Origin of the sequence: Pseudomonas sp. CFBP 13727 (assembly GCF_014841915.1) — a bacterium.
Classification (GTDB): domain Bacteria; phylum Pseudomonadota; class Gammaproteobacteria; order Pseudomonadales; family Pseudomonadaceae; genus Aquipseudomonas; species Aquipseudomonas baltica.
Window position 1 is genome coordinate 1,183,571 of the sequence record NZ_JACYUT010000001.1, and the last position, 24,127, is coordinate 1,207,697.

20 protein-coding genes, 4 tRNA genes and 1 pseudogene are annotated in these 24,127 nt (G+C 64.4%); 15 read left to right on the forward strand and 10 right to left on the reverse strand.

Annotated features, from left to right (window positions below; translation table 11 throughout):
- Window positions 1-129: 129 nt before the first annotated feature.
- Window positions 130-1,254, reverse strand: a complete 1,125-nt coding sequence (locus tag IFT76_RS05225; protein WP_192057571.1) for an acyl-CoA dehydrogenase family protein — start codon at window positions 1,252-1,254, stop codon at window positions 130-132.
- A 148-nt stretch (window positions 1,255-1,402) separates the two neighbouring features.
- Window positions 1,403-2,296: a LysR family transcriptional regulator gene (locus tag IFT76_RS05230; RefSeq protein ID WP_122479283.1), complete on the reverse strand. Its 894-nt coding sequence runs from the start codon at window positions 2,294-2,296 to the stop codon at window positions 1,403-1,405.
- A 94-nt stretch (window positions 2,297-2,390) separates the two neighbouring features.
- Here IFT76_RS05230 and IFT76_RS05235 point away from each other — a divergent pair, with 94 nt between their 5' ends.
- The 12 genes and pseudogenes from IFT76_RS05235 (at window position 2,391) to IFT76_RS05290 (ending at window position 16,298) form a co-directional block, all read left to right on the forward strand.
- Window positions 2,391-3,014 (forward strand): cysteine dioxygenase family protein, encoded by a 624-nt coding sequence (locus IFT76_RS05235; RefSeq protein ID WP_192057572.1) that lies wholly within the window; start codon window positions 2,391-2,393, stop codon window positions 3,012-3,014.
- The gene (locus IFT76_RS05240; protein WP_192057573.1) at window positions 3,011-4,594 is read left to right on the forward strand and encodes a rhodanese homology domain-containing protein; all 1,584 of its coding nucleotides are present in this window, start codon (window positions 3,011-3,013) and stop codon (window positions 4,592-4,594) included. Before IFT76_RS05235 ends, IFT76_RS05240 begins: the two co-directional genes overlap by 4 nt.
- Window positions 4,595-4,707: 113 nt before the next feature.
- Window positions 4,708-5,502, forward strand: coding sequence for a class II aldolase/adducin family protein (locus IFT76_RS05245; RefSeq protein WP_122479286.1), 795 nt, complete (start codon window positions 4,708-4,710; stop codon window positions 5,500-5,502).
- A gap of 64 nt (window positions 5,503-5,566) precedes the next feature.
- Window positions 5,567-6,340, forward strand: a pseudogene (locus IFT76_RS05250) (ABC transporter permease); the annotation flags it as partial.
- Between the two features lie 4 nt (window positions 6,341-6,344).
- Window positions 6,345-7,136, forward strand: a complete 792-nt coding sequence (locus tag IFT76_RS05255; protein ID WP_192053751.1) for an ABC transporter ATP-binding protein — start codon at window positions 6,345-6,347, stop codon at window positions 7,134-7,136.
- Between the two features lie 163 nt (window positions 7,137-7,299).
- On the forward strand, window positions 7,300-8,952 hold the full coding sequence (locus IFT76_RS05260) for an ABC transporter substrate-binding protein (RefSeq protein ID WP_192057575.1): 1,653 nt from the start codon (window positions 7,300-7,302) through the stop codon (window positions 8,950-8,952).
- On the forward strand, window positions 8,949-9,908 hold the full coding sequence (locus IFT76_RS05265; protein ID WP_192053747.1) for an ABC transporter permease: 960 nt from the start codon (window positions 8,949-8,951) through the stop codon (window positions 9,906-9,908). Before IFT76_RS05260 ends, IFT76_RS05265 begins: the two co-directional genes overlap by 4 nt.
- Before the next feature lie 20 nt (window positions 9,909-9,928).
- Window positions 9,929-10,885, forward strand: coding sequence for an ABC transporter permease (locus IFT76_RS05270; RefSeq protein ID WP_192057576.1), 957 nt, complete (start codon window positions 9,929-9,931; stop codon window positions 10,883-10,885).
- On the forward strand, window positions 10,882-12,501 hold the full coding sequence (locus IFT76_RS05275; protein ID WP_192057577.1) for a dipeptide ABC transporter ATP-binding protein: 1,620 nt from the start codon (window positions 10,882-10,884) through the stop codon (window positions 12,499-12,501). The genes IFT76_RS05270 and IFT76_RS05275 overlap by 4 nt, the downstream gene beginning before the upstream one ends.
- Window positions 12,502-13,044: 543 nt before the next feature.
- Window positions 13,045-14,022 (forward strand): ABC transporter substrate-binding protein, encoded by a 978-nt coding sequence (locus IFT76_RS05280; RefSeq protein ID WP_192057578.1) that lies wholly within the window; start codon window positions 13,045-13,047, stop codon window positions 14,020-14,022.
- A 12-nt stretch (window positions 14,023-14,034) separates the two neighbouring features.
- Window positions 14,035-15,369: an LLM class flavin-dependent oxidoreductase gene (locus IFT76_RS05285; RefSeq protein WP_192057579.1), complete on the forward strand. Its 1,335-nt coding sequence runs from the start codon at window positions 14,035-14,037 to the stop codon at window positions 15,367-15,369.
- 62 nt (window positions 15,370-15,431) lie between these two features.
- Entirely contained in the window at window positions 15,432-16,298 is an 867-nt protein-coding gene (locus IFT76_RS05290; protein ID WP_192057580.1) for a TauD/TfdA dioxygenase family protein, read from the forward strand.
- A 149-nt stretch (window positions 16,299-16,447) separates the two neighbouring features.
- On the opposite strand, the gene IFT76_RS05295 is transcribed toward IFT76_RS05290, so the two are convergent.
- The 4 genes from IFT76_RS05295 to IFT76_RS05310 form a co-directional block, all read right to left on the reverse strand.
- A tRNA-Gly gene (locus tag IFT76_RS05295) sits at window positions 16,448-16,523 on the reverse strand.
- Window positions 16,524-16,526: 3 nt separating this feature from the next.
- Window positions 16,527-16,602: transfer RNA gene (locus IFT76_RS05300), tRNA-Glu, on the reverse strand.
- A gap of 103 nt (window positions 16,603-16,705) precedes the next feature.
- Window positions 16,706-16,781 (reverse strand) — tRNA-Gly (locus IFT76_RS05305).
- A 2-nt stretch (window positions 16,782-16,783) separates the two neighbouring features.
- A tRNA-Glu gene (locus IFT76_RS05310) sits at window positions 16,784-16,859 on the reverse strand.
- A 329-nt stretch (window positions 16,860-17,188) separates the two neighbouring features.
- Here IFT76_RS05310 and IFT76_RS05315 point away from each other — a divergent pair.
- Entirely contained in the window at window positions 17,189-17,959 is a 771-nt protein-coding gene (locus IFT76_RS05315; RefSeq protein WP_192053738.1) for a hypothetical protein, read from the forward strand.
- Between the two features lie 13 nt (window positions 17,960-17,972).
- Here IFT76_RS05315 and IFT76_RS05320 read toward each other — a convergent pair whose 3' ends face one another.
- Together IFT76_RS05320 and IFT76_RS05325 are read right to left on the reverse strand one after the other, a co-directional pair.
- Window positions 17,973-18,464, reverse strand: a complete 492-nt coding sequence (locus IFT76_RS05320; RefSeq protein ID WP_192053736.1) for a GAF domain-containing protein — start codon at window positions 18,462-18,464, stop codon at window positions 17,973-17,975.
- Entirely contained in the window at window positions 18,461-19,351 is an 891-nt protein-coding gene (locus tag IFT76_RS05325) for a DUF815 domain-containing protein (RefSeq protein WP_185793938.1), read from the reverse strand. Before IFT76_RS05325 ends, IFT76_RS05320 begins: the two co-directional genes overlap by 4 nt.
- 126 nt (window positions 19,352-19,477) lie before the next feature.
- Between IFT76_RS05325 and IFT76_RS05330 the strand changes: the two genes are divergently transcribed.
- Entirely contained in the window at window positions 19,478-21,787 is a 2,310-nt protein-coding gene (locus IFT76_RS05330) for a response regulator (RefSeq protein WP_192057581.1), read from the forward strand.
- A gap of 32 nt (window positions 21,788-21,819) precedes the next feature.
- On the opposite strand, the gene IFT76_RS05335 is transcribed toward IFT76_RS05330, so the two are convergent.
- Window positions 21,820-22,302, reverse strand: a complete 483-nt coding sequence (locus IFT76_RS05335) for a glutathione peroxidase (protein WP_192057582.1) — start codon at window positions 22,300-22,302, stop codon at window positions 21,820-21,822.
- Between the two features lie 20 nt (window positions 22,303-22,322).
- Window positions 22,323-22,730: a peptide-methionine (R)-S-oxide reductase MsrB gene (gene msrB, locus IFT76_RS05340; protein ID WP_122479301.1), complete on the reverse strand. Its 408-nt coding sequence runs from the start codon at window positions 22,728-22,730 to the stop codon at window positions 22,323-22,325.
- Between the two features lie 164 nt (window positions 22,731-22,894).
- Between msrB and IFT76_RS05345 the strand changes: the two genes are divergently transcribed.
- Window positions 22,895-24,106: a pyridoxal phosphate-dependent aminotransferase gene (locus IFT76_RS05345; protein WP_122479716.1), complete on the forward strand. Its 1,212-nt coding sequence runs from the start codon at window positions 22,895-22,897 to the stop codon at window positions 24,104-24,106.
- Window positions 24,107-24,127 lie beyond the last annotated feature (21 nt).

Here is a 24,127-nt window from a genome sequence, read left to right on the forward strand (position 1 = left end):
TGCCACGGCAGGCAGCCGAGAATGTTGACACGAACGCGCTGGACCGAGGTCCAGAGCAGGCTACTCCCCAACAAGGGACGCCACTGTAATCAGCGGCACATGAAAATTTCGTGAGCTCGTTGATGGGTGTCAGAGCGCCAGTGCCTGACGCCCTATTGCAACCAGGGCGCTGTCATCCTGAGGCGTGTGAATGCGCGCGCAGAGCACGTTGCGGTAGTGCCTTTCCAGCGCGTTGCGACGGTCCAGCGCCGGGTTGCCGCCGGCTTCGATGGCCAGAGTCACGGCGCGTATGGCCTGGTTGCACACTAGGTACTTGATGGCGGGCCAGCGCTCGGCGGGCAGGCGGCCTTCGGCGGCCGATTGCAACAGGGCCTGGTTGGCCAGCAGCAGGCTGTCGATCTCGCCGACCCGTTCCTGGAAGCGCGGCAGCGTCGCCAGGGCGGCACCGAGATTGGCCGGTACGCGGTGCTGCAGCCAATCGATGAACGAATCACGTGCGGCCTGGGCGACGCCGTCGTAGACACTGGACATCAGCACCGCCATCCACAGCAGGCCTTCGCCGTCCAGTTCCGGCTGCGGCGTGCTGGCCGGACTTACGCTGACGGCCTGGTCGAACGGCACCAGCACGTCGTCGAAGACCACATCGTGGCTGCACGTGGCACGCATGCCCAAGTGGTCCCAGGTGTCTTCGATGGTGATTCCGGGGGTGTCTCGGTGCACCAGCCAGGAACCCACCAACGGATCGTCATCATCGCTGCGCGCCCACACCAGCAGCCAGGTCAGGCCGTGGCTGCCAGTGGAATAGATCTTGCGGCCGCCCAGTCGCCAGCCCTCGGCGGTACGTCGCGCCACGGTGTTGGGCAGGCCGCCGCGGGCCGGCGTGCCCAGTTCGGGCTCGACCCGCAGCGAGTTGATCAGCGCCCCTCTTTCCACGGCGTCCAGCGCCAGGCGCTGCTTCCAGGCCTGAGGCCAACGCTCGCTCTGGTGCAGACGGGCCTGCTGCAGGTACTGCATGACCAGGATCAACGCCGTCGCCGGCTCGCCCTTGGCGACTGCGGCCACCACTTTCTGCGCTGTTGCCAGGTCGGCCCCGCCGCCGCCATAGGCCGTGGGCACGGTCAGCGCGAGCAGGCCGAGGCTGTGCAGGTGGTCGATGTTGTCATGGGGGAACTCGCCACTGCGGTCGTAGCGCTCGGCGTGCAGTGCCATTCGTTCGGTGAGCGCGGCAAGGGCGCCGGGGTCTAACTGGGGCATGGCGAGAACTCGGTCGGACAAGTGCACGGCAACGCAACTCGAAGCGGCAGCGCTGTGGTTGTGGACTAATCTACGCACCTTCAAGGACATGAGTAAAGATCATTTTAGGCATATCCTAATATGCGAAACGCGCACATATCTTGCTCCATCAGTCCGTATTCATCCCTTGTGCCACGCTTTCCCCGAACAGCCTGATCGCGCCTTGCAGGTTGCCGACGAACGCCGCATGCACCAGCCACAGGTCGACCATGGGTTTGAAATCCGCCACCTGCAGAACCTGCAGTTGTTCGCGGTGGCGACTGTGCTGCAACAGCGGTGCCGGGACCAGACCCAGGCCCATGCCGCTGGCCGCCAGGCCCAATTGCAGGTCGGTGCCGAAGGTCTCCAGGTTCAGTTTCAGGCTCAGGCCCTGCTCGGCCAGGGCGTGCGAGAGACCAGCGCGAAAGCCACAGCCGTCGGGGTTCAGCACCCAACCTTCGCCTTGGCAGTCGGCCAGCTTGCAGCGTTTGCCGAAATCCAGGCCCTTGGCTCCAACCACCAGCAGCGGCATGCGCGCCAGCGAGTGACCCACCACGCCGTCGGGAAACACCTTGCCTGCCGGGAACAACGCCGCAGCCGCATCCAGCTCACGGTGCTGGATACGCTGGACCAGCTGTCCACCCCAGCCGTGGGCAACCTGCACGTGCAAATCGACGAAGCGCTGCTTCAAGGCTTGCAGGGCATCGAGCAGCACGGCGTCACCGACCGTCTGCGGCACGCCGAGGCGCAGCGTGCCGGAGGGCGCTGCGTCTTCGGCCACCAGCTCGTGCAGCGAATCGACCTCGCGCATCACGCCCTGGCAGCGTTCATACACGCGCAGGCCGATGGCCGTGGGTTTCATCGGCTTGGTGTGCCGGTCGAGCAGAATTGCGCCCAGCGACTCTTCGAGACTTTGCAGGCGCCGGGTGACGGCGGACTGAGTCAGCTGCAGGGATTCGGCGGCCACGCTCAGGGACTGCAGGCGCACGACTGCCAGGAACGCTTGGATGTCATCTATCTTCATTCGCTTTTCGCATATTAGCTTATGAACAAATTGAATTTCGGGAAGCTTAATCCCTTTGCTAGGGTAATAACGAATCTGTTCGAGGGCTACTGAAATGACTCATCCACTGCGCTATGACCGCTTTCGCCAGTTCGTCGGCGACCTGGCCGAGTTGCTGGATCGCGAACCCAGCGAGCCGGCGGTGCTGGAACAAGGCGCAGTGCTGCTGCAGCGGCTGGTCAGCCACGACGACTGGCTGCCGGCCATCGCTGTCCAGCCCGATCCGCAACGCTACCAGCAATTCCTGCTGCACGCCGACGCCCGCCAGCGCTTTTCCGTGGTGAGCTTCATCTGGGGCCCTGGGCAGAGCACACCGATCCATGACCATCGCGTCTGGGGCCTGATCGGCATGTTGCGCGGTGCCGAGTTTTCCCAAGGCTTCAGCCGCGAAGCCGATGGGCGCCTGGTGCCCGACGGCGCGCCGATCCGCCTCGGGCCGGGCCAGGTCGAAGCGGTATCACCCAACATCGGCGACATCCATCAAGTCAGCAATGCCTTCCACGATCGGGTGTCCATCAGCATCCATGTCTACGGCGCCAATATCGGCGCGGTAGCGCGCGCTGTGTACAGCGAAAGCGGCGAAGAAAAGCCATTCATTTCCGGTTATTCCAATGCCGGTATCCCCAATTTCTGGGACTTGTCCAAAGAGCGCCAGCCAAAAGAGAGTTCACCTGCATGAGCCAGATTGCCGTACGCCCCTACTCCACCTTGCGCCAGGCACTGCTGGACGGCCAGGAAGTGGCATTGATCGATGTCCGCGAAGAGGCGCCTTTCGCCGAGGCTCACCCGCTGTTCGCCGCCAATATCCCCCTGTCCCGGCTGGAACTGGACATCTACGCCCGGGTACCGCGCCGCGATACGGCCATCACCGTCTATGACGAAGGCGAAGGCCTTGCCGCCGTGGCCGCGCAACGCTTGCAAGCGCTCGGTTATACCGATGTGGCGCTGCTGCAAGGCGGGCTTGCCGGCTGGCACGATGCAGGCGGCGAGCTGTTTCGCGACGTCAACGTACCGAGCAAGGCCTTCGGCGAGCTGGTCGAAAGCCTGCTGCATACGCCTTCACTGGCGGCCGAGGACGTGCAGGCCCTGCTCGACAGCCGGGCCGACGTGGTGGTGGTCGACGCACGACGCTTCGACGAATACCAGACCATGAGCATTCCGGGCGGCATCAGTGTGCCGGGCGCCGAACTGGTGCTGCGCATCCGCGAGCTCGCGCCCGATCCGCAGACCCGGGTGATCGTCAACTGCGCCGGTCGCACCCGCAGCATCATCGGCACGCAGTCGCTGGTCAATGCGGGCATTCCCAACCCGGTGTCGGCGCTGCGCAACGGCACCATTGGCTGGACACTCGCCGGTCAGGCACTGGAACATGGCCAGCAACATCGCTTCGGCGAAGTCGCCGAGCACACCCGCGCGGCAGCGGCGCAGTCGGCACGCGCGGTCGCGGACAGGGCCGGTGTGCAACGCGCGACGCTTGCAGCGCTGGCCCGCTGGCAAACCGAACAGGGCCGCACCACCTATGTGTTCGACGTGCGCACCCCGGAAGAATACGCGGCCGGGCACCTGCCTGCGGCGCGCTCTACCCCGGGCGGCCAGTTGGTGCAGGAAACCGATCATTTCGCCAGCGTGCGCGGTGCGCGGCTGGTGCTGGTGGACGACGACGGCGTACGCGCCAACATGAGCGCGTCGTGGCTGGCCCAGATGGGTTGGGACGTGTTTGTGCTGGACGATGCACAGTCCAGCGATTTCACAGCCGACGGCGCCTGGCAGACGCCCCTGCCGACCCTGCCGGAAGCCGAGACGATCAGCCCGGCAACGCTCGCTCGGTGGCAACGCGAGGGCAACACCCAGGTGTTCGACTTCACCAGCAGCGCCAACCACGTGCAACGTCATATCGCCGGTGCCCATTGGGCACTGCGCGCGCAATTGCCCCAGGCCCTGGAGAACGTACCCGTGGCCGAACGCTACGTGGTGACCTGCGGCAGCGGCCTGCTGGCGCGCTTCGCGGTGGCCGATCTGCAGGCGTTGACCGGCAAACCGGTGTTCCTCCTCGAAGGTGGCAACGCCGCCTGGGTGGCCCAGGGCCTGCCGGTGGAAACCGGCGAACGCCATCTGGCCGTGCCCCGCAGCGATCGCTACCGGCGCCCCTACGAGGGCACCGACAACCCTCGCCAAGCCATGCAAGGCTACCTGGATTGGGAGTTCGGTCTGGTCGAGCAACTGGCCAGGGACGGCACCCACGGCTTCAAGGTGATCTGACACCGCAACGCCCCTACATCACTGGCTGCTCGGGACCTGATGAAACCGGACCGAGCGGCGATCGCACTCATGTGCCGTCGCCGCCGGCACGCACGTTTTTCAGGAGAGACCCGATGACTTCGTTGTCCGTTCTGCACGATTCCACGCCCACGCTGCGCCAGCGTGTCACGCCGCAGGAATGGGAGGTGCGCGTCAAGCTCGCGGCCGCCTATCGCCTGGCCGCGCAACTGCGCTGGACCGACCATATCTACACGCACTTCTCGGCCCGTGTGCCGGGTGATCAGGAGCACTTCCTGATCAACGCCTTCGGCCTGCTGTTCGATGAAATCACCGCATCCAATCTGGTCAAGGTGGATATCGACGGCGAGCTGATCGACGATCCGCTGGGGCTGGGCATCAACCACGCCGGCTACGTGATCCACAGCGCCATCCACCGCGCACGCCCCGACCTCAAAGCCGTGTTGCACACCCATACCCGCGATGGTGCTGCAGTGTCGGCCCAGCGCAACGGCTTGCTGCCGTTGTCCCAGCACGCATTGCTCTACTACAGCCGCGTCGCCTACCACGGTTATGAAGGCATAGCCCTGGACCTGGACGAACAGACGCGCCTGGTTCGCAACCTGGGCAACAGCAACATCCTGATTCTGCGCAACCACGGCCTGTTGACCGGAGGCGTCAGTGTCGAGCATGCCTTCCGCGAACTGCATGGGCTGGAGCGGGCCTGCAACATCCAGATCGCCGCGCAGGCCGGCGGCAATGCCGACCTGCTGCTGGCGCCGCAGGCGGCCATCGACAAGGTGCATCAGCAATCCGCCAGTGCGGCCAGCGGCGACAACCCCAAGATCCAACTGCACTGGGACGCCCTAATCCGTCAGCTCGATCGCGAGGGCCAAGACTATGCCACCTGAAATCGCCTCTGCGCCGATCGCCAGGGCGCCCATCCACATGCTCGAAGTCACGCCCAGCGCACCCCGGCGCGGCGTGCAGGTGCCAGGCTTCGTACTCAGGCTGCTGAGCCCGCTGGCGATCCTGGTGCTGTGGGAGCTGGCCTCGCGGGCCGGGCTGATCCCGCCGCGTATCATCGCCGCGCCGTCGAGCATCGGTGTGACGTTCTGGGCGCTGACCATCAGCGGCGAGCTCCCGGCGCATCTGCTGATATCCCTGCAGCGCGCGGTGTCGGGCCTGGCCATTGGTGTGTTCATCGGCACCGTCGCGGCCCTGCTCACCGGCCTTTCGCGGCGTGGCGAAGTGCTGCTCGACTCACCCATGCAGATGCTGCGCACCGTACCTTCACTGGCGCTGGTGCCGCTGTTCATTCTGTGGTTCGGCATCGGCGAGTTCACCAAGGTCGCGCTGATCGTCATGGGCACCACCTTTCCGGTGTACCTGAACCTGTTCGCCGGCATCCGCAGCATCGACCCCAAGCTGATCGAAGCCGGCAACACCCTGGGGCTGAACCGTCGCGAACTGGTCTGGCACGTGATATTGCCCGGCGCGCTGCCGTCGTTCTTCGTCGGCCTGCGCTATTCGCTGGCGATCTCCTGGCTGGCGTTGGTGTTCGTCGAGCAGATCAACGCCACCTCCGGCATCGGCTTCCTTGCCAGCGACGCGCGCGACTTCATGCGCACCGACATCATCGTCATCTGCCTGCTGGTGTACAGCCTGCTGGGGCTGCTGATCGACGGCATCATCCGCGCCCTGGAGCACTACGCCCTGGCCTGGCGCCCCTCCTTCGTGAAGAGCTGATCCCATGACCGCACACAACGTCACCCGCCCGTTGCACCCACAACCCGCCGTCAGCCTGCAGAACGTGGTACGTCAGTTCGGCGCCAACCGCGTCATCGATGGCTTGAACCTGGACATCGCGCCCGGCGAGTTCGTTGCCCTGCTGGGCGCCAGCGGCTCGGGCAAGACCACCCTGCTGCGCTCGCTGGCCGGGCTCGACCCGATCGAAGGTGGCCGCCTGCTGGTGCCTGCGGCCCGCTCGGCGGTGTTCCAGGAACCGCGCCTGATGCCGTGGAAGCGCGTGTGGAAGAACGTCACCTTGGGCGTGCGCACCCCCCAGGCCCGCGAGCGTGCGGTCAAGGCGCTGACCGAAGTGGGTTTGGCGCATCGGCTCGATGCCTTTCCCGCCACCCTGTCCGGGGGTGAAGCCCAGCGCGTGGCATTGGCCCGCAGCCTGGTGCGCGAGCCCCGCCTGCTGCTGCTGGACGAACCGTTCGCTGCCCTCGATGCGCTGACCCGCATTCGCATGCATCAGTTGATCATCGATCTGTGGCGTGCCCACGGGCCTGCAGTGCTGCTGGTCACCCACGATGTCGAGGAAGCGATCCTGCTGGCCGATCGCATCATCGTGCTCAAGAACGGGCGCATTGCCGAAGCGCTGCCCATTGGCCTGGATCGCCCTCGGGAAAAAGGCACACCGGCCTTCAATGCCATTCGCCGACGCCTGTTGGGGCTGCTGGGCGTGGAAGCCGGCCCGCCTCAGGTGGCCGATGGACCCTTGCCGCAGGCCAACAGACCACGAGCGCTCGCTACCTGAATCGAAGTGGGGCCATTCGCGGGCAGAGCCCCGCTCCCACAGAGAACTTGCCGCCCGCCCCGTTCCCACAGGCACCACCAACCTCTGTGGGAGCGGGGCTCTGCCCGCGAAGGCCCGCACCCCAAACCCAAGCCGATCACAGCACTACAAAGGACAGTCACCCATGCCCCACCCAACCCACCCATCGGCTTCGAACCTGCCCCAACGCCCCCGCCTGCTGGCACTGGGCATACTGCTCGCAACACTGGCGGGCTGCTCGCCCTCGGCCCCCGAACACGCCGACAAGACCCTCAAGATCGCCTTCTTCGGCGACAACACCACCCTGGTCAGCGTCGACCCGTTCCAGGTCTATTGGCTCGAACATCGCGTGCTGCTGCGCAACGTCGCCGAATCACTGACCGACCAGGACCCGGACACCGGCAAGATCATTCCCTGGTTGGCCAAGAGCTGGGACATCAGCGACGATGCCCTGAGCTACACTTTCCAACTACGTGACGACGTCACCTTCAGCAACGGCGAGCGCTTCGACGCCCACGCCGTGAAGGCCGCCTTCGACAGCGACAAGGCATTCGCCCAGGAGCTGCCGGCGACCTTCGGCGCAACCTACCTGGCGGGCTACGACCATGCCGAAGTGCTCGACGACTTCACCGTCAAACTGGTGCTGTCACGACCCAACGCCGGCTTCCTCCAGGCCACGTCCACCACCAACCTGGCAATTCTTGCACCGGCCTCCTACCAGTTGACCGCCAAGCAGCGCTCGCTCGGCCAGATCATCGGCACCGGGCCGTTCGTGCTCGAGCACTACACGCCGGAGAGCGGCGCCCGACTGACCCGTCGACCGGGCTACCACTGGGCGTCGGCGAACATGAAGAACAAGGCCGACGCCCATCTGGATACCGTGGAAATCAGCTACATCGCCGAGGAAAGCGTACGCAACGGATTGTTCCTGCAGGGCAAGGTCGATGTGCTGTGGCCGCGCAACCCGTTCTCGGAAGTCGACCTCAAGCTGTACCAGAGCAAGGGCGCTACCATTCAGAGCCGCGCCTTGCCCGGCCCCGCGTTGAACCTCTACCCCAACACCCGCAACGGCCGTGTACTGGCCGACAGGAAAGTGCGCCAGGCACTGCTAAAGGCCATCGACCGCAAGAGCTACGCCAGCACCGTGTACAACGCCGATTTCCCCGTCGTCGACGGTGTGTACGACAGCACCACGCCGTACTTCAAGGCCCAGGGCGCCAAGCTTGGCTACGACGCTGTCGGCGCCGCACGGCTGCTGGACGAGGCAGGCTGGGCACCGGCTGCCGATGGCTATCGACACAAGGACGGCAAGCGACTGAGCCTGGCCTACAACATCAACGGCAGTGAAACGGCCGGCGATGTGCTGGTTCAGGATCAACTGCGCAAGGTGGGTATCGACCTGAAACTCAACGTGGTGACCCGCGCCGAATGGACCGCCGCCAATGCCCAGGGCAACTACGACCTGACGTCCACCTACATGACCCGCGCCGATCCGATCATTCTGCAGACCATTCTCGATCCGCGCAGTGCCAACAGCTCGACCCTGGCCACCAATACCTACGAACCGGCGACCCTGAACCGGGCCACCGCGCTGTTCGACGCTGGCATCACTGCCACTCGAGCCGAGCAACGCGCCAAGGCGTACGGCGATCTGCAGGACCTGCTGGTGGACGAGGCCTCGGCCATCCCGATCTACGAGCGTGTCTGGCAGGCAGCCACGGCGGCTCGGGTGAAGAACTTCCACTGGACCGCAGAAGGCTTCGCCTTCCTCGGTGACATCGAGGTCGGCACGCCATGAACCGTTACCTGCTGGGGCGTGTCGGCCAGGCGCTGCTAGTGCTGTGGGGCGCCTATACCATCACCTACTTCATCCTCTACCTGCTGCCCGGCGACACGCTGTCGATCATGCTCAGCGCCTCGGGCCTGGAAGTCGATGCGCTGTCACCGGCGGACCTGGCCAAGGCGCGTGCCTACTACGGGCTGGATCGCGGGCTGTTCGAGCAGTACGTGCATCTGCTCTGGCAGGCCCTGCACGGTGACTTCGGCCAGTCGCTGTCGCTCAACCGCCCGGTGACTGCGCTGCTGGCCGAGCGCCTGCCACAAACCCTGACCCTGGCCGGGTCGGCCATCGTGCTGTCGTTGATCGGCGGCATCGGTCTGGCCTACCTGACCGCCTACGTGCGCTGGCAACCCCTGCAATCGGCCATGGCGCGCCTGCCGTCGCTGGGGTTCTCGGTGCCGATATTCTGGCTGGGCCTGCTACTGATCCAGGTGTTCGCCTTCGGCCTGGGCTGGTTCCCCGCCACCGGCAGTCAGGGCCTGGACAGCCTGGTGCTGCCGGCCATCACCCTGGCGATCCCCAGCGCAGCGGTGTATGCCCAGGTGCTGCAACGCGGATTTCAGCAGGTGTGGCGCGAGCCCTACATCACTACGGCCTACGCCAAGGGTCTGAGCCGCGCCCAGGTGCAGTACCGCCACGGCCTGAAGAACGCCGCGCTGCCGATTCTCACGCTGTTCGGCCTGCAGGTCGGCAACACCGTGTCGGGTGCGGTGCTGGTGGAAACCATCTTCAGCCGCAACGGTGTCGGGCGCTTGGCCCAGGAAGCCGTACTGCGCCAGGACATTCCGGTGGTGCTGGCGATCGTCGCCATCTCCGCGGCCGCTTTCGTGGTGGTAAACCTGTTGGTGGACCTGCTCTACCCGATGTTCGACCCCCGTATCACCCACGCGCCCCGTGCGCCCAGTGCGGCCTAGGCCTGCCAAGGATTCCGCTCATGCCTTCATCCAACGCCGTGCACAACCTCGACCGTCGGTTCGGCTCGCCGTCGATACAACGCTTGCCGGCTACGACGCCATCCGCGCCATTGCCAGTGGAGGCCACCACGCCATGGCGACGGCGCAATCGCTGGTCACGCCTGCTCAGCGCTTCACGTCCCCTGTTGCGCCGGCCCGGCTTCATGCTGGCCGCGCTGGTAGTCGCCTTTGCTTTGCTGGCTGCGCTGGCACCGGGCGTGCTGAGCGGCTTCGACCCCAATGCCACGGCGCCGCTGGCCAAGCTCACCGCGCCCAACGCCACCCATTGGTTCGGCACCGACGAGCTGGGCCGCGACCTGTATACCCGCGTGATCCACGGCGCCAGCCTGTCGATTCAGGCAGCGCTGCTGGCGGTTGGCCTGGCCCTGCTCGGCGGCTTGAGCCTGGGCGTGCTGTCGGGGTTCGCCGGGGGCCGCGTGGATGCGCTGATCATGCGCGTGATCGACGTGCTGCTGGCCCTGCCTGGCTTGCTGCTGGCGCTGGCCATCGTCACCGCCATCGGCTTCGGCACCTTGCCGGTAGCCCTTGCCGTGGGTGTAGGGATCATTCCCGGTTTTGCCCGCACCACCCGTGCCGAGGTGTTGCGGGTGAAGACCCTGCCCTACGTGGAGGCCGCCCGCTTGGGCGGCGCGAGCTGGTTGCAGACGTTGTGGCGGCACATCCTGCCCAACGCCTGGGGGCCGGTCGCCGTGCTCGCCACCCTGGACTTCGGCGCCGCCATTCTGGCCACCGCAGGCCTCAGTTTCCTGGGTTTCGGCGCCGCGCCACCGGCGCCGGAATGGGGCACGCTGATTGCCACCGGCCGGCATTTTCTGATCACCGCGCCATGGGTGGCGCTGTCGCCCGGCGTCTTTGTCGTGGCCGTGGTGTTCAGCCTCAATCACCTGGCCCGCACCCTTGAAGAGATCAAGCGATGAACGCGCTCATTGAAGTCCACAACCTGGGCATCGCCTACCGCCAGGGTGCGCAGCACACCCAGGCGGTGACGGATGTATCGTTCAGCCTGGCCCAGGGCGAGACCCTGGCCATCGTCGGAGAATCGGGCTCGGGCAAGACCACTGTGGCCAACGCTATGCTCGGCTTGCTGCCTGACAGCGCCGTGCTGACCGCCGGTCGGCTGGTGGTGGCCGGGCAGGACCTGAGCCAGGCCAGCGAACGCGTCAAGCGCCAACTCCGCGGCCGCACCATCGGCCTGGTGCCTCAAGACCCGATGGTCAGCCTCAACCCCACCCAGCGCATCGGCGTGCAGATCGCCGAGGCTCTGGTGCTGGCCAGAGGTGGGCGCTACCGCGGGGTGGACAACGATGTCGGCGAGCTGCTCGCCCAGGTCGGCCTGGACAACCCGACGCTGCGCGCCCGGCAGTACCCTCACGAGCTGTCAGGCGGCATGCGCCAGCGCGTGCTGATCGCCATCGCACTGGCCGGCAACCCGCGACTGATCATCGCCGATGAGCCGACCAGTGCGCTGGATGTGACCGTGCAGCAGCGGATTCTCGATCATCTCGAGGGGCTGGTGCGCGAGCGAGGCATCTCGTTGCTGATCATCACCCACGACCTGGGCGTGGCCGCCGACCGCGCCGACCGGGTGCTGGTGATGAAGTCCGGGAGGCTGGTCGAGCACGGCACGCCGCAGCAGGTGCTGGCCAAGCCGACCCAGCCTTACACCCGCGCCTTGATCGCCGCCGCGCCGGCCTTCGCCGAGCCCCGCGCACCGCGTACTGCAGCTGCGCCAGGGCAACCGCCGCTGCTGGCGCTGACTGCGGTGAACAAGCATTACCGGCTGCCACGGGTCCGTGGCCAGGCCGACCGCTTCCAGGCGCTGGCCGATGTCAGCTTCAAGGTCTGCGCCGGGCAGACCCTGGGCATCGTCGGCGAATCCGGGTCGGGCAAAAGTACGGCGTTGCGCATTGCCCTGGGGCTGGAGAAAGCCGACAGCGGCCGCATCGAGTTTGCCGAGCAGGACGTGACCGATTTCGGCTGGCGACAATTCCGGCCGCTGCGTCGGCGCATGCAACTGGTGCAGCAGAACCCGTTCGCAGCGCTGGACCCGCGCTTGTCGATCTTCGACAGCATCGTCGAACCTCTCGTCTCGTTCGGCCTGGCCCGAGGGACGGAGCTCGATCGGGCTGCGCGTGAATTGATCGAACGAGTGCATCTGCCGGCCCACTTCCTCGACCGCTTGCCCAGGGAGCTGTCCGGCGGCCAGCGCCAGCGTGTGGCCATCGCCCGGGCCCTGGCACTGCAGCCCGACCTTCTGCTGCTGGACGAGCCGGTGTCGGCCCTGGACGTTTCGGTGCAGCGGCAGATCCTGGATCTGCTCGACGAGCTGCAACGCGAGCTGGGCATCGCCTACGTCATCGTCTCCCATGACCTGGCGGTGATCGCCAACGTCGCCGATGCGGTGCTGGTCATGCGCCAGGGCCGCATCGTCGACCAGGGCCCCACTGCGCAGCTGTTCAACCATCCGGGGAATGCCTACACCCAGGCCCTGCTGGACGCCGTCCCCGGCAAGCGCCAACGCGCCCTGGCCTGACCCACGTCATCCCAGCGCCCCTTCGCGGCCACGGACCGCTCCTACAATACTCCACGCAACCCCCGTAGGAGCGGTCATAGGCCGCGAAGAAAGCACCGCGGTATGCTTGATACATTGCAGCGCCCCTTCGCGGCCACGGACCGCTCCTACAATACTCCGCGCAACCCCCGTAGGAGCGGTCATCGGCCGCGAAGAAAGCACCGCGGTATGCCTGAACCACCGGAGCGCCCCTTCGCGGCCACGGACCGCTCCTACAATACTCCGCGCAATCCCCGTAGGAGCGGTCATCGGCCGCGAAGAAAGCACCGCGGTATGCCTGAACCACCGCAGCGCCCCTTCGCGGCCACGGACCGCTCCTACGAGACAGACCCATACAAAAATATGCTAGCTACGCATATTGCCATCACCTAAGAATTCATAAAAAGAATAATTAACTTAGAACTAAATGTCATTTCACAGCGCCTCGTTAGAGCTTTAGCTTGAATGCAGACCGACCCCTCGCCTGGTGGAGGTAACTCAATCCCTCTTCAGGAGTCGCTGTCCATGACCCGTTCCCATGTCCTTACTTTCGTCCTGGCCGTCGGGCTGTTGGCCACCGGCCCCCTGGCCTGGGCCGACAAGCTCGAACCATTGCGCGTTGCCAATCAGAAATCCACCCTGAAGCTGCTGCTCACCGCCGCCGGTGAACTCAAGAACGTTCCCTACCCCATCGAGTTCTCGGAATTCGCAGCCGCCGCGCCGCTGGGCGAAGCGTTGAACGCCGGCGCGGTGGACGTGGGTTATCTGGGCGATGCGCCCTATGTCTTCGCGCTGGGTTCCGGCGCGCCGCTCAAGGCCGTCAGCATTACCCATTTCGAAGGCCGCTATACCACGTCCATCCTGGTGCCCAAGGACTCGCCGCTGCAGTCGGTCGCCGACCTAAAGAGCAAGCGGGTCGTTACCAATCGCGGTTCCATCGGCCACTTCCTGGTGATCAAGGCCTTGCGTGACGCGGGCCTGAAGACGTCCGACATCACCTTCGTCAACCTGCTGCCCAGCGATGCCCAAGGCGCCCTGCAGTCCGGCGACGCCGACGCCTGGTCGACCTGGGACCCCTACACCACCATTGCGCTGAACCAAGGCAACGCCCGCATCCTGCGCAAGGGCACCGACCTGCTGACCAACAACACCTACCTGGTCGCCACCCAGCAAGCCACTGAAACCAAGCGCGCGCAGGTCGAGGACTTCGTCGTGCGCCTGGAGCGTGCCTACCAATGGGCCAACACTCACCACGACGAGTTCGCCGCAGCCCAGGCCCAGGTCACCCGCCTGCCCCTGGCGGTGCACCTGGCCTCGGTCAACGAGACCCGCTACACCCGCGCCGAGATCACCGACGCGGTGATCGCCGACCTGCAGCAAACCGCCGACATCTATCTGGAGGAAGGCGTGCTGGCCCAGCCGGTCAAGGTTGCCCAAGGTTTCGACAAGCATTTCAACGCCTACCGTGCACCCACCCAAACCCCACTGGCCAGCGCGCCATAACAGGAGATTCCCATGAGCACACGACAACTGAAACTGGGCGCCATGATCCACGGTGTGGGGCACGGCTGGGGCGAGTGGCGCCATCCGCAGGCGTTGGCCGACGCCAGCACCAACCTGCGCTACTACCAACAGCAGGCGCGGCTGGCCGAAGAGGCGCGCTTCGACTTCGCCTTCATCGCCGACAGCCTGCACATTCACGAACGCTCGAGCCCGCACTACCTCAATCGCTTCGAGCCGCTCACCCTGCTCTCGGCGCTGGCCGCCACTACCGAGCACATCGGCCTGGTGGCTACCATCACGGTCAGCTACACCGAGCCCTACCAGGTGGCGCGGCAATTGGCTTCGCTCGACCACATCAGTGGCGGGCGCGCCGGCTGGAACGTGGTCACCTCCTGGCTGTCCGGCACCGCCGACAACTTCAGCAAGGCCGAGCACCCGCCCCATGCCGTTCGCTACCGCATCGCCCGGGAGCACGTGGATGTGGTCAAGGGGCTGTGGGATTCCTGGGAAGACGACGCCTTTACCCGCAACAAGGCCACCGGCGAGTTTTTCGACCGCAGCAAGCTGCACGCACTGAACCATCAGGGCGAATTCTTCCAGGTCAAGGGACCCCTGAACATCGCCCGCTCGCGCCAGGGTCAACCGGTGATTTTCCAGGCCGGCGTTTCCGAGGACGGCCGCAACTTCGCCGCGCAGAATGCCGATGCGATCTTCTGCCGGCACGAGTCGTTCACCGAGTCGCACGCCTATTACCAAGACCTCAAGCAACGTGCTGCGAAGGCCGGTCGCAACCCAGACAAACTGTTCATCCTGCCCGGCATCAGCCCGATCGTGGGGCGTGACCGCGACGAGGTCGAGCGCCGCTATCAGGAAGCTGCAGACCTGGTGGGCATCGAAGACGCCATCGTCGCCCTCGGCCGCCCGTTCAATGACTACAACTTCAACGGGCACGACCTGGACGCGGCCTTCCCCGATCTGGGCGACCTGGGCGCCAACAGCCACAAGGGCACGTCCGAGCGTATCAAGCACGTGGCCCGTGAAGAGAACCTGACCTTGCGCCAAGTGGCGCTGCGCTTCGCCAAGCCCGACCGGGATTTCGTCGGCCTGCCAGAAGAAGTCGCCGACGCGGTGCAAGCCTGGTTCGAGGGTCACGCCGCCGATGGCTTCATCATCAACTCGCTGTTGCCCAACGGCCTTGAATACTTCACCCGCTACGTGGTGCCGATCCTTCAGCAACGCGGCCTGTTGCGCACCGAATACCCCGGCCTGACCCTGCGCGACAACCTCGGCCTCGAGGTGCCGGCCAATCGCAACGCAACCGCGCGCCGCAACGAAGAAGTGGCCTGAATTCCCTTCCCCCACCCGCCGTGGCCGTGGGCTCCGGCACTCGATTGCAAAGGACATCTGCCATGTTTGCCGAAAAAATACCGCGCCCTGGCACGGCGATCCGCGCCACTGCGCTGGAGCCGACCATCGGCGCGCAGATCGAGGGCGTGGATCTGCGACGCCCACTCGACGTGCACGCCCGTGATGAAATACGTGCCTTGCTGCTCAAGCACAAAGTGTTGTTCTTCCGTGACCAGCACATCGATACCGCCCAGCAACTGGCGTTCGCCCGTCAGTTCGGCGAGCTGTACCAGCATCCGACCACCCAGAAGCAGGACCACGAGCGTCCCAACGCCCACCTGATTCTGGGAAGTGAAGCCCGCGACCGTTACGGCGACGCCCGCAAGGGCCGCTGGCATACCGATACCAGTTGGATGCTCAAACCCACCTTCGGCGCCGTGCTACGCGCGGTGTCGCTGCCCGAAACCGGCGGCGACACGCTCTGGGCCGACACCGGGCTGGTGTACCGCAGCCTGCCGGCGGCCCTGCGCGAGCGCATCGACAATGCCTTCGTCACCCACAACTTCAAACCCGCGCTGGACAAGGTCGGCTACAACTACCCGATCCTCGCGCACCCGCTGGTGCGTACGCATCCGGAGACGGGCGAAGATGCGTTGTTCATCAACTTTTCGATGTCACCGCAAATTCTGGGTCTGTCACTGGAAGAAAGCCGCGAGATCGTCGGCCTGTTGCTCAAGGAAGTGAGCAACCCGGAGTACCAGGTGCGTTTCAAGTGGCAAGCCGGAGATGTAGCGTTCTGGGACAACCGTGGGGCATTGCATTACCCGGTGTACAACTACGGTGATTTCCCGCGGGCAATGGAACGGGTATTGATTGCCGACGACGACATTCCCCATCGGCGCCGGGTTCAGCCCGACAGCCCGCAGTGAACCCTTCGCGGCCGCTGACCGCTCCTACGGTCGGCTCGCTACTGCGCAGGAGCGGTCATCGGCCGCGAAAGGCACGCCACGGTGCATGACTCATAAATCACGCACGAACAAAAACGCCGCTCATCTCTGAGCGGCGTTTTCATTGAATTTGGAGCGGGAAACGAGACTCGAACTCGCGACCCCGACCTTGGCAAGGTCGTGCTCTACCAACTGAGCTATTCCCGCAAATGGCGTCCCCTAGGGGACTCGAACCCCTGTTACCGCCGTGAAAGGGCGGTGTCCTAGGCCACTAGACGAAGGGGACACGCTGACCGAAACACATGGTGTGTATTCCGGGGCCCAGACCCAAGTCCGAAGACTGGATGCTGGTTTCACTCAGTGCCGCCCGAAGGCCACACTGCTTAAACTGGAGCGGGAAACGAGACTCGAACTCGCGACCCCGACCTTGGCAAGGTCGTGCTCTACCAACTGAGCTATTCCCGCAATGGCGTCCCCTAGGGGACTCGAACCCCTGTTACCGCCGTGAAAGGGCGGTGTCCTAGGCCACTAGACGAAGGGGACACGCTACAACTTCACTCCCTGCCGCGCTTCGCTGTGTGCTTTACGCTGCAAGTGGCGCGCATTCTATGGATGCTTTCGAGGGTCGTCAACCCCCTGTTATAAATTTATTTAAATCAATGACTTCACCGTGCTTTGCGGGCCAGCCGGGCGTGCTGATGAAGCAGCGAGACACGTGGACATGAATAAGCTTTTGACAGCAGTAATAGCACAAAGCCATAGTTGCGACGGACAGCGCTGGTACCTCTATAAATGCGTTGCAGCGTGTTGTGCTATCGGTGTCGGCAGACCGGCCCTACACTTCAACCTCACTCAACCTCGAGAGCTCCCCGGTGACTCCACTCATGATCACCCTGTTCATCGTAACGGGGATCGCCATCCTTATCGTCATCGGCCTGCTCAACAACATGGTCGAGAGCAACAAGCTGGCCAAGGCGCGCGACAAGCTCGAGCTCACCGACCGCCTGCGCCGCTGCGGGCGCATCGGCGAGACGTTCCCCGGCCAGCTGATGACCCCTGCCCTAAAGCAACTGCTTACCCGGCTGGAGCTGAACATCAGCCAGCGCCTGCTGCTGCTCGACAGGCAGAACGCGCCGCTCAAGACGCGCCTTGAAGAGCTGCAAGGTGAGATCGCCAAGGGCGATGACATTGCAATCGGCAATCCGCCCTTCCCGATCCTGACCGAAGACCAGGCCAAGGAAGTGCGCTTTCTGCTCGAAGCTTTGCATGCGCAGGTCACGCGTGCCGCTCAGGAGGGCTTTCTCAACCCGGCCGAAACCAAGCACTGGGGCCGCGAGATCCGCAGCATTCTGGTCCTGCTGCACATCGAATTCTTCAACAACCTGGGCCAGCAACTGCTGGGAGAGGGCCAGCCGGGCCGCGCGCGGCTGGCATTCGAGCGGGGCGTGCAATACCTCAAGGGTCAGCCCGACGCTGCGCTCTACCAAGAGCAGCTGGAGTACTTGCAGAAGATGCTCAAGCGCACCAATGCCATGGTGCTCAGCCAGATGGAGCCGACCGGGAACGAAGTCAACGAACTCACCGACGGCTTGAAGGCCGACGAGAAGGAAGACCCATTCCAGAAGAAGACCAACTACGACTGAACAGGCTGGCGCTTCAGTAGCGGCTGCAGTCGGTCGCTTCGAGGAAGATCGCCGCCAGCTGTTCCAGGCCCTGCTGGTCCGCTTCGCTGAAGCGGGCAGTACGTGGGCTGTCCAGATCCAGTACGCCGATCAGCACGCCGTCCTTGACCAGCGGAATCACCAGTTCGCTGTTCGATGCGCTGTCGCAGGCGATGTGCCCGGGGAACGCATGCACGTCCTCGACCCGCTGGGTCTGCCGGGTCGCCGCAGCGGCCCCGCAGACGCCACGGTCAAACGCAATGCGCACGCAGGCCACCTGCCCCTGGAAGGGCCCCAGTACCAGCTCCTCGTTGCGGTTGAGGTAGAAGCCCGCCCAGTTCAGGTCGTCGACCTGGTTGAACAGAAACGCCGAGAATTGCGCCGCATTGGCGACGAAGTCACGCTCGTCGGCCAACAGCGATTGCAGTTGAGCGCACAGCATGCGGTAGCCTTCCAGCCCCGCGCCTGCGGCGTGCAAATCGATCATGCTTGTTGCTCCAGCAGTTTGAGGCCTACCCAGTAACGGGCGAATTGATAGGCGCAGCGGCCGTTGCGGTTGCCCCGTCCGGTCGCCCAGCGCACGGCAAGGATATCCAGTTGCTCGTCACGCGACCATTGCAGGCCGCTGTCGCGAGCGAGTTCGCCGATCCAGTGCTCCACCACACGCAGGAAGTGCTCCTGGGTGAACGGATAGAACGACAGCCACAGGCCAAACCGGTCGGACAGAGCGATCTTGTCTTCGACCGCTTCGCTGGGGTGCAACTCGCCGTCGACCCGGGACCAGTTCTCGTTGTCGCTCTGATGCTCGGGGACCAGATGGCGACGGTTGGAGGTTGCATACAGCAGCACATTGTCAGGCGCCTGCTCGAGGGAGCCGTCGAGCACGCTCTTGAGCACCCGGTAGTCGCCCTCGCCCGCTTCGAACGAAAGGTCGTCGCAAAACAGCACGAAACGCTGCGGCAGTTTCTGCAACTGCTCGACCACCCGCGGCAGGTCGGCCAGATGGTCGCGCTCGATCTCGATCAGGCGCAGCCCTGCGCCCGCATGTTCGGCAAGCAGCGCTCGCACCAGCGATGACTTGCCGGTGCCGCGCGATCCCCACAGCAACGCATGGTTGGCTGGGTGGCCATCGAGAAACTGCTGGGTGTTGCGCGCCAGCTGCTGGCGCTGCTGGTCGACACCGATGAGGTCGCTCAGACGCATGTCCAGGCTGACCTCCAGCGGCAACAGGTAGCCGCTGCGGCCTTCACGCTGCCAGCGCGCGGCCAGGCACTGATTCCAGTCGATTTCGCTGCGAAGCGCGGGCAGCAACGGCTCGAGCCGCGCCAGCACGGATTCGGCGCGCTCAAGAAAGGCATTCAAACGAGAGTCCACGACTTTTCCTCAAGGCAAGTTGCGTGTAAAAGGTTCGGCAAGGCGGACATGCCGTCGCACGCTGCGGCGCACACACATGGTCCATGCTTTGGCCCTGCGCACGGAATGGAAATTGGCCCAGTACCCATGGATATAAAATTCACCCAGCGGCTGTCCTATAAACAAGCACGCCTGACGGTACTGGTCGGCTTCATTCTGGGGGCTTTGCTCAGTGTTATCCAGATCGGCATCGATTATTCCAACGTCAACGAAGCCATCGATCGGCAGATGCGCTCGCTGCTCGAAATCAGCCACAACCCGGCCTCGCGTATCGCCTACAACATCGATGCCGAACTCGCCAAGGAACTCACCCTGGGCCTGCTGCAGTCGGAGTCGATCACCGGCGCGCGGCTGACGGACAACAACGGCAACGTGCTCGCCAGCGTGCAGCGACCGCGCCTGGAAAGCAGCTACCGCTTCCTCAGCGACATACTCTTCGACGCTCAGCGCCAGTACGAAGACCCCCTGTTTCTGTCGCACATGCCCAACGACCGCCTGGGCACCCTGCAACTGAGCGTCGACACCTTCGCCATCGGCAACCGATTCCTGCGCCGCGCCGAAATCACCCTGGCCAGCGGCTTCCTGCGCACGGCGCTGCTCACCGGCATGCTGCTGGGGTTTTTCTACCTGATGCTGACCAAGCCCCTCAACCGGGTCATCCGCGCCTTGAGCAGCAGCGATCCGCACCAGCCCAAGCCCGCGCGCCTGGACTACCCGCCGGGCCACGAGCACGACGAGATCGGCGTGCTGGTGAAGGTCGCCAACCAGCAGTTCATCAGCATGGCCACGGAGATCCAGCAGCGGCGCAGTGCCGAGAATCGCTTGACCGAGTACCTGGGTGAGCTGGAAAACATCGTGTCGGCGCGCACCACCGAGCTCAAGGCCAGCAATACGCGCCTGAGCATGTCCAACGAAGAATTGGAAAAGGCCCGCCGCACTGCCCTGGACATGGCCCAGGCGCGCGCCTCCTTCCTGGCCAACATGAGTCATGAGATTCGTACCCCGCTCAACGGCCTGCTGGGCATGATTGCCCTTTCGCTGGACAGCCCGCTCAACGCCGAGCAGCGTCAGCAACTGTCCATCGCCCACGACTCGGGCAAGGTGCTGGTCGAGTTGCTCAACGATATCCTCGACCTGTCCAAGTTCGACGCCGGCCAGTTGGAGCTGGAGCGCATCCCCTTCGACCTCGGCGCCCTGATCGAAGACACCGCCAACCTGCTGTCGCAGAACGCGGCGCCCAGCGTCGAGCTGACCTGCCTGATCGACCCGCACTTTCCCGCCCTGGTCCTGGGCGACCCCACCCGGGTGCGGCAGATCGTCAGCAACCTGTTGTCCAACGCATTGAAATTCACCCGCTTCGGCCGCGTCGACGTGCGCCTCTATACCCGTCCGGGTGGCGTGCGCATCGAAGTCAGCGACACCGGGATCGGTATCGCCCAGGAAGCGCAGGTCAAGATCTTCCAGCCCTTCACCCAGGCCGGCGCCGGCATCACCCGGCAGTTCGGCGGCACGGGCCTGGGCCTGGCCCTGACCAACAACCTTTGCGAGGCCATGCAGGGACGCCTGAGCATCAGCTCGGAGGCCGGTTTCGGCAGCCAGTTCTATGCCGACCTGCCGCTCATGGCGCACAGTCCGGCCTACGTTCCGCCGTTGCTGCGTGGCCAGGTGTTGCTGGTCGGGCACGCCGGCAGCGGCCTGGCAGAGCTGTTGCACGATCTGCTGCCGCTATGGGGCATCGATTACCAGCGCTACGACCTGGGCGCGGACCTTACCGGTATCACTCCAGACCTGGTCGTCACCGACAGCCTGGACTGCCTGTTCGGCCTGCGTCCCGGCATCCAGGCACCGATTCTGCTGGTGACCGCCTACGGCAACTTCCTGCCCACCGAGCAGGCCAACGCGCTGATGCCGTTGCAGCAACAAGCCCGGCCGCTGGCACGCAATGCACTGTATCAGGCGTTGCGCCGCAGCCTGGTGGGTGACGAACCCACCGCGCTCGACCACCTGGCCAACCGGCGCAGCGCGCAACGGCGGGCACGCATCCTGCTGGTGGAGGACAACCCGGTGAATCAGCTGGTGGCCAAAGGCATGCTGAGCAAGCTGGGGTGCGAGGTCACCGTGGCCGCGCACGGTGGCGAGGCACTCAGCGAGCTGGAGAAGCACGAGTTCGACCTGGTGCTGATGGACTGCAACATGCCGGTCATGGATGGCTACGAAGCCAGCCGGCAGATTCGTCGAAGCGGGCGCTGGCCGCAGCTGCCGATCGTGGCGCTGACGGCCAATGCCATGCCCGAAGAACGCGAGCGCTGCCGCGCGGCGGGCATGAGCGACTATCTGGCCAAGCCGTTCCGCCGAGAAGAACTGGTCATGCTGATCGACCAGTGGGTACCTGAATAGCAACCAGGTTCAGCGCAGCGCTATTTCCAGATTCAGCGCAGCGCCATTTCGATCTCGTGGGCCAGCGTGGCGGGTTTGGTCAACGGCGCGAAGCGCTTGACGCTGCCGTCGGGCGCCACCAGGAACTTGGTGAAATTCCATTTCACTTTCTCCGACCCGAACAGCCCCGGTGCGCGCTTTTTGAGCTGCACGAACAGCGGATGGGTCAGGTCGCCGTTGACATCGATCTTGCGAAACATCGGGAAGCTCACGCCGAAGTTCTTTTCACAGAACTGCACGATGTCCAGGGTATCGCCGGGCTCCTGATTGCCGAACTGGTTGCAGGGAAACCCCAGCACCACCAGGCCCTGCTTGCGATACGTCTGCCACAGCTCCTCCAACCCCTTGTACTGTGGCGTAAAGCCACACTGGCTGGCCGTATTGACCACCAGCAGGACCTTGCCGGCGAAATCGCCGATGGTCTTGTGCTGGCCGTCCAGGGTGATGCACGGGATGGAAAGAAGGTCTTTGCTCATGGTCGCTTTCTTGTCAGAGGTCATGCCGGCTGGTCGGCCCGCGGCTGGAAGTCCAGGCACACCGAGTTGATGCAGTAGCGCAGGCCGGTCGGGGCCGGGCCGTCGGGAAACACGTGACCCAGGTGCGAGTCGCACGTGGCGCACTTGACCTCGGTACGGACCATGCCGTGGGTGGTATCGCGGATCTCGACCATCGCCTGCTCGCCGATCGGTGCGGAGAAACTCGGCCAGCCGCAGCCGGAATCGAATTTGCTGCGCGAGTCGAACAACGGCTCTTCGCAGCCGACGCAGGTGAAGATGCCGTCACCCTTGAAGTCGTTGTACTTGCCCGTGAAAGGCCGCTCGGTCGCGCTCAGGCGACACACATTGTACTGCTCGGGATCGAGCATTTTCTTCCATTCTTCTTCGCTTCGCGTGAGCTTGCCCATCGGTACACCTCGGCAGTTCAAAAAGCCCGATCTGTGTCTTTTGCAACGATCAGGCGGCACGTATGATTGCGCCTTTGGACAGCAATCTGTCACCCGCGTTGCAGCGAATCGTTTTTTTCATCATCAGGGCCGGCGCGGGCCTTGCCATCTTTCGGGACCTCACCATGCAGTTCAGCAAATCGAACAAGCTCGCCAACGTCTGCTATGACATCCGCGGGCCGGTGCTCAAGCACGCCAAGCGCCTGGAAGAGGAAGGCCACCGCATCCTCAAGCTGAACATCGGCAACCCGGCGCCGTTCGGTTTCGAGGCACCCGTGGAAATTCTTCAGGATGTCATCCGCAACCTGCCCACCGCCCAGGGCTACAGCGACTCCAAGGGCCTGTTCAGTGCGCGCAAGGCGGTCATGCAGTACTACCAGCAGAAGCAGGTGGAAGGGGTCGGCATCGAGGATATCTACCTGGGCAACGGCGTCTCCGAGCTGATCGTCATGTCGCTGCAGGCCTTGCTCAACAATGGCGACGAAGTGCTGATCCCGGCGCCCGACTACCCGCTGTGGACAGCCTCGGTCAGCCTTGCAGGTGGCCATGCCGTGCACTACCTCTGCGACGAGCAGGCCAACTGGTGGCCAGACCTGGACGACATCAAGGCCAAGATCACCCCCAACACCAAGGCCATGGTGATCATCAATCCGAACAACCCCACCGGCGCCGTGTATTCCAGGGAAGTGCTGCTGGGCATGCTGGAAATCGCTCGCCAGCACAACCTCGTGGTGTTTTCCGACGAGATCTACGACAAGATCCTCTACGACGACGCCGTACACATCTGCACCGCCTCGCTGGCCCCGGACCTGTTGTGCCTGACCTTCAACGGCCTGTCCAAATCCTACCGCGTGGCCGGTTTCCGTTCCGGCTGGATCGCCATTTCGGGGCCCAAGCACAACGCCCAGAGCTACATCGAAGGCATCGACATCCTCGCCAACATGCGCCTGTGCGCCAACGTGCCGAGCCAGCACGCGATCCAGACCGCGCTGGGCGGCTACCAGAGCATCAACGACCTGGTGCTGCCCAACGGTCGCCTGCTGGAACAGCGCAACCGCACCTGGGAGCTGCTCAACGACATTCCCGGCGTCAGCTGCGTCAAGCCCATGGGTGCGCTTTACGCCTTCCCGCGCATCGATCCCAAGGTTTGCCCGATCCTCAACGACGAGAAGTTCGTGCTCGACCTGCTGTTGTCGGAAAAGCTGCTGGTGGTCCAGGGCACGGCGTTCAACTGGCCCAACCCGGACCATTTCCGGGTAGTGACGCTGCCGAGGGTCGATGACCTCGAGCAGGCCATCGGTCGCATCGGCCGCTTCCTGAAGAATTATCGCCAGTAAAAACCGAACGTATTCAAGTGT

Coding starts and splice junctions, on each gene's coding strand:
- IFT76_RS05225 (WP_192057571.1), bottom strand. CDS start 1,254: ATGCCCCAGTTAGACCCCGGCGCCCTTGCCGCGCTCACCGAACGAATG.
- IFT76_RS05230 (WP_122479283.1), bottom strand. CDS start 2,296: ATGAAGATAGATGACATCCAAGCGTTCCTGGCAGTCGTGCGCCTGCAG.
- IFT76_RS05235 (WP_192057572.1), top strand. CDS start 2,391: ATGACTCATCCACTGCGCTATGACCGCTTTCGCCAGTTCGTCGGCGAC.
- IFT76_RS05240 (WP_192057573.1), top strand. CDS start 3,011: ATGAGCCAGATTGCCGTACGCCCCTACTCCACCTTGCGCCAGGCACTG.
- IFT76_RS05245 (WP_122479286.1), top strand. CDS start 4,708: ATGACTTCGTTGTCCGTTCTGCACGATTCCACGCCCACGCTGCGCCAG.
- IFT76_RS05255 (WP_192053751.1), top strand. CDS start 6,345: ATGACCGCACACAACGTCACCCGCCCGTTGCACCCACAACCCGCCGTC.
- IFT76_RS05260 (WP_192057575.1), top strand. CDS start 7,300: ATGCCCCACCCAACCCACCCATCGGCTTCGAACCTGCCCCAACGCCCC.
- IFT76_RS05265 (WP_192053747.1), top strand. CDS start 8,949: ATGAACCGTTACCTGCTGGGGCGTGTCGGCCAGGCGCTGCTAGTGCTG.
- IFT76_RS05270 (WP_192057576.1), top strand. CDS start 9,929: ATGCCTTCATCCAACGCCGTGCACAACCTCGACCGTCGGTTCGGCTCG.
- IFT76_RS05275 (WP_192057577.1), top strand. CDS start 10,882: ATGAACGCGCTCATTGAAGTCCACAACCTGGGCATCGCCTACCGCCAG.
- IFT76_RS05280 (WP_192057578.1), top strand. CDS start 13,045: ATGACCCGTTCCCATGTCCTTACTTTCGTCCTGGCCGTCGGGCTGTTG.
- IFT76_RS05285 (WP_192057579.1), top strand. CDS start 14,035: ATGAGCACACGACAACTGAAACTGGGCGCCATGATCCACGGTGTGGGG.
- IFT76_RS05290 (WP_192057580.1), top strand. CDS start 15,432: ATGTTTGCCGAAAAAATACCGCGCCCTGGCACGGCGATCCGCGCCACT.
- IFT76_RS05320 (WP_192053736.1), bottom strand. CDS start 18,464: ATGATCGATTTGCACGCCGCAGGCGCGGGGCTGGAAGGCTACCGCATG.
- IFT76_RS05330 (WP_192057581.1), top strand. CDS start 19,478: ATGGATATAAAATTCACCCAGCGGCTGTCCTATAAACAAGCACGCCTG.
- IFT76_RS05335 (WP_192057582.1), bottom strand. CDS start 22,302: ATGAGCAAAGACCTTCTTTCCATCCCGTGCATCACCCTGGACGGCCAG.
- msrB (WP_122479301.1), bottom strand. CDS start 22,730: ATGGGCAAGCTCACGCGAAGCGAAGAAGAATGGAAGAAAATGCTCGAT.
- IFT76_RS05345 (WP_122479716.1), top strand. CDS start 22,895: ATGCAGTTCAGCAAATCGAACAAGCTCGCCAACGTCTGCTATGACATC.